Genomic DNA, 6,598 nt, shown 5'->3' with positions numbered 1-6,598 from the left:
GTGCCCCAGCGTTATCGGCCTCCGCCTTCGACGGACAACCCCACTATGATAGGCTCACTCGGTTTCCCCACCACTGGGATTCAAGTCATCGCGTGCCAACGCGTTGGCGAGTGCGATTGTTAGGCTCTCGCGCGTTCTGAAGCCAGATATCACGAGGTCAAGTGCTGTGGTGGTCACCGCGCGGGCGCACTCACTTCCGGGGTCGAATCGATTATGTAGGCACCAAGTCTGGATGACTGAGGTGAGAACTTCAGTCTCTTCGTCGCTCAGCGGGAATGTAAGGACTTGCATCTCAGCGCCCCCCACAATGACCCGAGCGCGCAGGACCTCCTATTGAGCCTTGCCCTGCGTCTGGTGCAGCTCCACATTCTACTCTTGCTCGGCAAGGCGGTCATTAGAAATACGAGGCCATCGCGGCAAACAGCGGGAAGCCTCCGCGGGCTGGTATGGGCAAAGACTTCCCTAGTGTCCCGCCCAGCCGCTAAGCTTTCGGGACCTGAGTATTTTACGCTCACTGTGCCGCACCACCACGGACTAAGGTCTTATGCATTGCACCTATGGCGGCGCCACATGGTCGCCTGGAGCGTCGTCTCTAGCTTGGCACAATTCCTCAGCGCAATTGGCCAGCACCTGATCATTTGAAAGGTGCACTTGAAACTCTTCGTCGTGGATTTGTCCCGAACGATACGCATCAATCAATGTCTGCTGCTCTTCGTTCAGAACACCTGTGTTGGCCCAGATGGCATCTAGCCCAGAGAGTTGGCTTTTCAATCTGCTATGGGTGCTGTCGGTGCTATCCGTCGGCATGATGCGGTTTTCCTTTGAGGAGAAAACTGATCAAAAGCCTTCGTGTTCCGAGTGGGTTTCGATGCTCATCGCGACAGGTGCCTCACCATCAAGCGGGCGGCCCTGATGCCCACACGTGCAGCGCATGAGGCCTGCGACTTGGCCCGGCGTCGATCGTTTCCGAGTTTCCGCTGGATCTCCCAAAGATCGATCGGCTTTCGGCGATTGCACTCGGGGCAAAGGGCGAACAACGCCTCGTACTGCGCCAACTCGCCGAGGGTTTTCTCGTGATCGCCTTAGGTGTGGCAGCTCAATGCCCAGCATCTTCTCTGCTGAGCTGTCGTACCTGATCTGGCACTTGTCGTTAAACGGCTGCAATCGTGTCCACGATTGCAGCCAAACTCGCTTGCGAAGTCATAGCGAAGTTCCGGCAGCGCCTTGTTGCCATAGCGGGTGAAGGCGTCTGCAGCGGTCATGGATCCGCTGCGTTGGCATTTGGTTCAGGAGTACCGGAGGGCATGCCCGATGAAGTCGGATGGGTAATAGGCCATGCGCATTGCGCCTCTCCTCGAGAGGTTGCCGGACAGCCGCATGTTGTCGATGATGTTGGTTTCTGCTCCCGCCCGAGCGCAAAGACATGTGGCCTTGAGAGCGCGCCGCGTCAAGCCCCGCAGCTTCGCATTCTTAGCCAGACGCTGGTGGACAAGGCAGAGTGCGTCGAAGACGTGGCTGACGAAAGAGCGGGGCAATCTGCTAGGATGCCGGCCTCCGCTTGACGGACGAGAACCAGGGTTTGCAGTTCTTCCGCTTCGCGCTCTTCAGCGGCGGATGAAGTAATTTCCTGCGGTATCGCTGATCTGAGAAGCTGATCGACCTTGGTTTGAAGCGCGAGCATGTCCCGGTTCTGAGAATGCTGCAGCAGCAAGACCAGCACCGAGATGAGCGTTCTTGCCATGTTGGCAATCAAGAACCACTCGTCGGGAAAACCGTCCAACGCGCTGTGAGCGACCCAGTAGGCCACTATGACGATCGCAAACGCCACCGCGATACTATGGCCAGCGACCGCGGCGGCGATGTCGGAGTGCCGAGGAAGTGCTTGTTAAGAATTCGCATAGTGGTTCCTGCTGCTTCCGCAGCCAGTTCAATCCAATTGGATGACGTCCCTGAAGGCCACCGTTATGAGGATCTTGCCATGATCGTCAGCGACCTCGAGCGCTCGTCCGTCGACCCTGTCCTGATGGAGCACAAGCTCGGCTACCATCTCCCGAGCGGCCTTTTCGGCTTCTGCAACGGCCTGAGAGAACGACGCCAGTTCCATGCCGTCGAGATCGGGCTCGTAGCGGTCGATGTCTCTGAGATGGAAGAAGAATTTCATTTTGCACCCGCGCTTCCAGGTGAGAACGCCGATACCTAGCGGTTGTTCCTGCCACATGTCTTGCAGGCTCAGGTATTCGAGAACGAAACCGGTCTTGCCGACGTTGTTTTCTGGCCTTCCCTGTTCGAGACGCGCCTCCCAAGTCATGCTCGGATCATCCATGACGGAGATCAAAGGTCGGATCGAGCGGGAAGGGATGTCGTTCATATCGGGGCGCAGCAATGCTGACCGTGACATTGACTTCCAGCTGCCGCCGGGGCTCTTCACCCATGCTGCGTTCCCCTACGGCTTGGTTCGCGATTGCAGGCACGGGCCAAATCGAAATCGTCGTTCCCATTAGGGGACACAATGAAACCTTTTGTTTTTCAGGCCGTTATCGCCATCATGAGCGATGCAAAATCAGATGTTGAGGCATGGGCCAATATCACCTCAGACAATGCTAAGACCCAGGACGACATCGAGCCTCCACCCGATGCCATTGAACCCGATATCCGGTTGACGCCTGAAGAGGCGGAACGAGCGCGAAAGCGCTATCTACTGAAACGCTTCTGGATAAGCGCTCGTGGTTACTGGGCGTTGCGCCGCGGAAGCTGGCTGGCTTGGACGCTGTCTATTGGGCTTCTTTTCCTGATTGCAGCCAATGTCGGGTTCCAGTACGGCATTAACGTCTGGAACCGAGAAATCTTCGATGCAATTGAGCAGCGTAACGGTCCGAGCGTCTATTTCCTGGGAGCACTTTTCCCACCACTTGTCTTGGGGAGTGTTGCTCTGGTCACAATCCAGGTCTACGTGCGCATGAAGATACAGCGGGGCTGGCGGTCGTGTCTGACGAGGGCACTGATCTCCCGCTGGTTGGCCAACGGCCGATACTATCAGTTGAATCTGATCGGCGGGGATCATCAGAACCCGGAAGCGCGCATGTCCGAGGATCTGCGGATTGCAACGGAATCTCCAGTCGACTTCATCGCGGGCGTGATATCCGCATTCGTTTCGGCGTCGACGTTCATCGTCGTGCTATGGACGATCGGCGGTGCATTAACGCTTCCGGTGGGTGGCGCTATGATCACTATTCCCGGCTTTCTGGTCGTTACCGCGGTGCTCTACGCCATAATCACCTCCGGTTCGATCGCATTCATCGGCCGCAAGTTTGTCCTAGTTTCCGAGGCGAAAAACCAGGTGGAGGCCGAGTTTCGCTATACCCTCACGAGGGTACGCGAGAATGGCGAGAGTATAGCTCTGCTCGGGGGCGAGGAAGAAGAGCAGAGCGATCTCGGTAGGACATTCGCCAATGTGCGGGGACAATGGCGGCTGCTTGCGCGACAATACATGCGAACCACACTCGTTTCGCATGGGTCGATGCTCATTGCCCCCGTTGTCCCGGTCTTGCTCTGCGCACCGAAATTTCTGGACGGCAGCATGACGCTTGGACAGGTCATGCAGGCAGCCTCCGCCTTTACCATCGTCCAAAGCGCCTTCGGATGGCTAGTAGACAACTATCCGCGTCTGGCCGATTGGAACGCGTCGGCGCGGCGCGTTGCCTCTCTGATGATGTCGCTAGACGGGCTGGAACGGGCGGAATTGAGCAAAGCCCTCGGGCGCATCCAGCACGGTGAGACCAGAGGTGACACGATGCTGAGCCTCGAGGATCTTTCGGTGTCGCTTGGTGACGGGACCGCCGTGGTCAAGGAGACACAGGTTGAGATCGGACCGGGGGAATGGGTGCTTGTTGCCGGAGAATCCGGATCGGGCAAAAGTACGCTGGTGCGCGCCATCGCCGGCCTCTGGCCGTGGGGAAATGGCAGCGTCAACTTTCATGCTAACAGGCAAATGTTCATGCTGCCGCAGAGACCGTACATCCCATCAGGCACACTGCGTCGCGCCGTCACCTATCCGGGAGCCGCGGATAGCTGGACGCCTGAGGAAATCGGTGCAGCGCTCGACAAGGTTGGTCTGGGTCACCTCGCTGAAAAGATCGAAGAGGACGCGCCTTGGGACCATACGCTGTCAGGCGGCGAGAAGCAGCGACTCGCCTTTGCGCGCCTGCTGCTTCACGATCCTGATATCGTCGTTCTGGATGAGGCAACCTCCGCACTCGATGAAACGAGCCAGGACGCGCTCATGGGTACCCTGGTCCGTGAGTTGCCGAAGGTTACGATCGTCAGTGTCGGTCACCGGGCGGAGCTTGAGGCGTTCCACAGCCGCAAGATCACGTTGGAGCGAAGAGAGGGCGGCGCGCGGCTCGTTAGTGACATTGTTCTTGAGCGAGGAAGAAAGCGAAATGTTCTTTCGCGTTTAATGCGGACGAGAAGGTGAAGTGTTTCGATCCCCGGCGACGGGCCCGGACGGGTTCTTCGTGTGTGTCGTCGCCAGGCGCGCGATCTCCAGAATGCAGCGTTCAATCGATCGAAGGTGCGCTCCTGGCTTTCAGAAGGTTGGCTATCATAATGTTCGCGAGGTCGCTGAACTGCCCGTTGGGGTATTTTACCAAATAAGCTTCCAACATATCCTTATTACCGGTCTCCCGTACCGTCTCCCAAAAGGCGAGTTCGATTGCAGGATCGTCTCCACTCCCTAAACCGCTCTCGAGCCGCGCGTTGGCCAGTTCGACGAATTGTCCGTGCGGAAAGCGCTCCAGGTAGAGAACATACTCGGCCGGGTCGTCGCTCTCCTGTACCGACTCCCAGAAGGCGACTTCGACAAGGTGACGCGCATCGTCGCTGTCTTGCGATAGCGACTGCGCGACAGAAGAGGAATGCTCTGGGTCTCCGACAAGGGAGGCTGTCAAATCGAGCGCGGGCTCTCCCTCCTGGTCGAATAGGACGCGGAACACCCGGAGGGGACGCGGGATGTTCTTAATAATTTGCTCTCCCAGGTCTTCGAAGGTTGCGTCCACACGATCGCGGAGATGATCCCTTACGCCCCGCGTCACACAGATGCCACCGACATCGGCGAGCCCCTCCAGCCGGGCGGCAATGTTGACCCCATCGCCGAAGATGTCTCCGTTCTTGACCAGAACGTCGCCCACGTTTATCCCGATGCGAAAGTTCATTCGACGGTCGATGGGAAGTTCCTGGTTGGCGCGCCACATTGCCTGCTGGATCGCAATGGCCGCATTGAAGGCATGGACGACAGACGGAAACTCGGCCAGCACGCTGTCGCCGGCTGTACCGAAAATCTGCCCGTGGGCCTTTTCAATGAGACCGTCGACGATCGTGCGATGCGACGTCAAAGTCGCGAGCGTCTGCTCCTCGTCAGTATTCATCAGCCGGGAATAGCCTTCTACATCAGCCGCGAGAATGGCTGCAAGCTTGCGTTCAAGCGGCGGTGCTTCCATTCGACCGGTCCTATCTGTTGACAGCGAAAGTTCTGCCATAAGCTACACGCGGATGAGAAGGGCGATAGCAAGTCGTCCGAGAGGCCGGCGCGATTTGCTGTTGCTCGCTTCCGCCAGATTGAGGACATCTTCCGCCAGGGTATGATGGTGGATGCTGGAATGACCGACGGACATCCGCAATTATCCGGGGGTTATTGGTCTGCTGGGACTTACCGGCTGGTTTCCAAACTACGGCTAAAGCCCCTGCTTTTTCCCGGCACTTTTGCCGTCAGAGCTTTTCGACCGCTCCTCAAAACGATCGGCACCTTTAGCGAGGTCCGAACCTTTTTGAGCTTCTACCTTCTTCTCCTCTTTTGCTGCGTTTTCTCTCAGTCCGCGCGCGGCATCCCGACCCTTGCTTGTGGTAGCTTGCTCGATACCCATTGCACTTTCTCCAAATATCTATGGGTAAGCACAACGGTTCGGCAGCGGGTTCGTTCCTGAGGGTGAAAGCCAGCGCCAACTCGGCCGCCGTTTTTTCGTTCCGCGTTGCTCCGGGGCCTTCTTTCCCATCGAAGAATTGGCCGTGATGATCAAAGTGGCGTGGCGAGTTGAATTTCCGGCCGGAGCATCCGGCGGAGTTTTGCTCTAGTTGCCTGCCTGGTTTTCGCCCCCCCAACGACATCTGACCTTCAAGGTAGAGTGGTAGGTCCATTCCAAAATAGGAGAACTTGCAATGCTCGACTTTACTATGTCTCAAGTTTTGACTGATCCGCTGATGCGTCAGATGCTCCGCGCCGACGGTGTGAAGCTGGGCAATTTCGCGATGCTCCTCGAGAAGGCCGCTGCGGGCCGTGGCCGTCGTTTTCCAAATGCAAATCATGGACTTGATGCCGAGGTTCGCGCCAACTAAACCTACGCGATGTAGACGGCCGGGAGGCGGTCGGAGCGAGCCCTTGAACGCTTCCTGTAGCCGAAACCGCTACCATTCTCTTGGGCGTCGTCGATAAGGTTGTCCTTAGTCAACGGCTGCTACTCCAGCAGATGCGCGTCAGCGTAAGCTTCAACCGAAATTATAGATGACGATGCTCCAGTCGTCGGTCTGTTTCATGCGCGGAACACTC

At 57.5% G+C, this 6,598-nt stretch carries 7 protein-coding genes; 2 read left to right on the top strand and 5 right to left on the bottom strand.

The annotated features are described in order from the left end of the window. Positions 1-555: 555 nt before the first annotated feature. The 3 genes from AAAB35_RS13065 to AAAB35_RS13055 all read right to left on the bottom strand — a co-directional run bounded on the left by AAAB35_RS13065 (position 556) and on the right by AAAB35_RS13055 (position 2,398). Positions 556-807 (bottom strand): hypothetical protein, encoded by a 252-nt coding sequence (locus AAAB35_RS13065; RefSeq protein WP_340668702.1) that lies wholly within the window; start codon positions 805-807, stop codon positions 556-558. A 640-nt stretch (positions 808-1,447) separates the two neighbouring features. Further along, a complete protein-coding gene (locus AAAB35_RS13060; protein WP_340668703.1) occupies positions 1,448-1,861 on the bottom strand; it encodes a low affinity iron permease family protein in 414 nt (137 codons plus the stop codon). 66 nt (positions 1,862-1,927) lie between these two features. Continuing rightward, a complete protein-coding gene (locus AAAB35_RS13055; protein ID WP_162706136.1) occupies positions 1,928-2,398 on the bottom strand; it encodes a hypothetical protein in 471 nt (156 codons plus the stop codon). A gap of 111 nt (positions 2,399-2,509) precedes the next feature. On the opposite strand from AAAB35_RS13055, the gene AAAB35_RS13050 reads away from it, so the two are divergent. After that, the gene (locus AAAB35_RS13050; protein WP_340668701.1) at positions 2,510-4,474 is read left to right on the top strand and encodes an ABC transporter ATP-binding protein/permease; all 1,965 of its coding nucleotides are present in this window, start codon (positions 2,510-2,512) and stop codon (positions 4,472-4,474) included. 82 nt (positions 4,475-4,556) lie between these two features. Here AAAB35_RS13050 and AAAB35_RS13045 read toward each other — a convergent pair whose 3' ends face one another. Next, positions 4,557-5,495, bottom strand: coding sequence for an adenylate/guanylate cyclase domain-containing protein (locus AAAB35_RS13045; RefSeq protein WP_340668700.1), 939 nt, complete (start codon positions 5,493-5,495; stop codon positions 4,557-4,559). A gap of 234 nt (positions 5,496-5,729) precedes the next feature. Then, positions 5,730-5,918, bottom strand: coding sequence for a hypothetical protein (locus tag AAAB35_RS13040; protein WP_112825195.1), 189 nt, complete (start codon positions 5,916-5,918; stop codon positions 5,730-5,732). A gap of 292 nt (positions 5,919-6,210) precedes the next feature. Between AAAB35_RS13040 and AAAB35_RS13035 the strand changes: the two genes are divergently transcribed. Beyond that, positions 6,211-6,387, top strand: coding sequence for a hypothetical protein (locus AAAB35_RS13035; protein ID WP_162706137.1), 177 nt, complete (start codon positions 6,211-6,213; stop codon positions 6,385-6,387). Positions 6,388-6,598 lie beyond the last annotated feature (211 nt).

Source organism: Phyllobacterium sp., from assembly GCF_037994425.1.
GTDB lineage: Bacteria > Pseudomonadota > Alphaproteobacteria > Rhizobiales > Rhizobiaceae > Phyllobacterium.
The sequence above is the reverse complement of the archived record's forward strand: the minus strand, read 5'-3'. Positions and strand labels throughout refer to the sequence as shown.

Coding starts and splice junctions, on each gene's coding strand:
- AAAB35_RS13045 (WP_340668700.1), bottom strand. CDS start 5,495: ATGGAAGCACCGCCGCTTGAACGCAAGCTTGCAGCCATTCTCGCGGCT.
- AAAB35_RS13065 (WP_340668702.1), bottom strand. CDS start 807: ATGCCGACGGATAGCACCGACAGCACCCATAGCAGATTGAAAAGCCAA.
- AAAB35_RS13035 (WP_162706137.1), top strand. CDS start 6,211: ATGCTCGACTTTACTATGTCTCAAGTTTTGACTGATCCGCTGATGCGT.
- AAAB35_RS13040 (WP_112825195.1), bottom strand. CDS start 5,918: ATGGGTATCGAGCAAGCTACCACAAGCAAGGGTCGGGATGCCGCGCGC.
- AAAB35_RS13050 (WP_340668701.1), top strand. CDS start 2,510: ATGAAACCTTTTGTTTTTCAGGCCGTTATCGCCATCATGAGCGATGCA.
- AAAB35_RS13055 (WP_162706136.1), bottom strand. CDS start 2,398: ATGTCACGGTCAGCATTGCTGCGCCCCGATATGAACGACATCCCTTCC.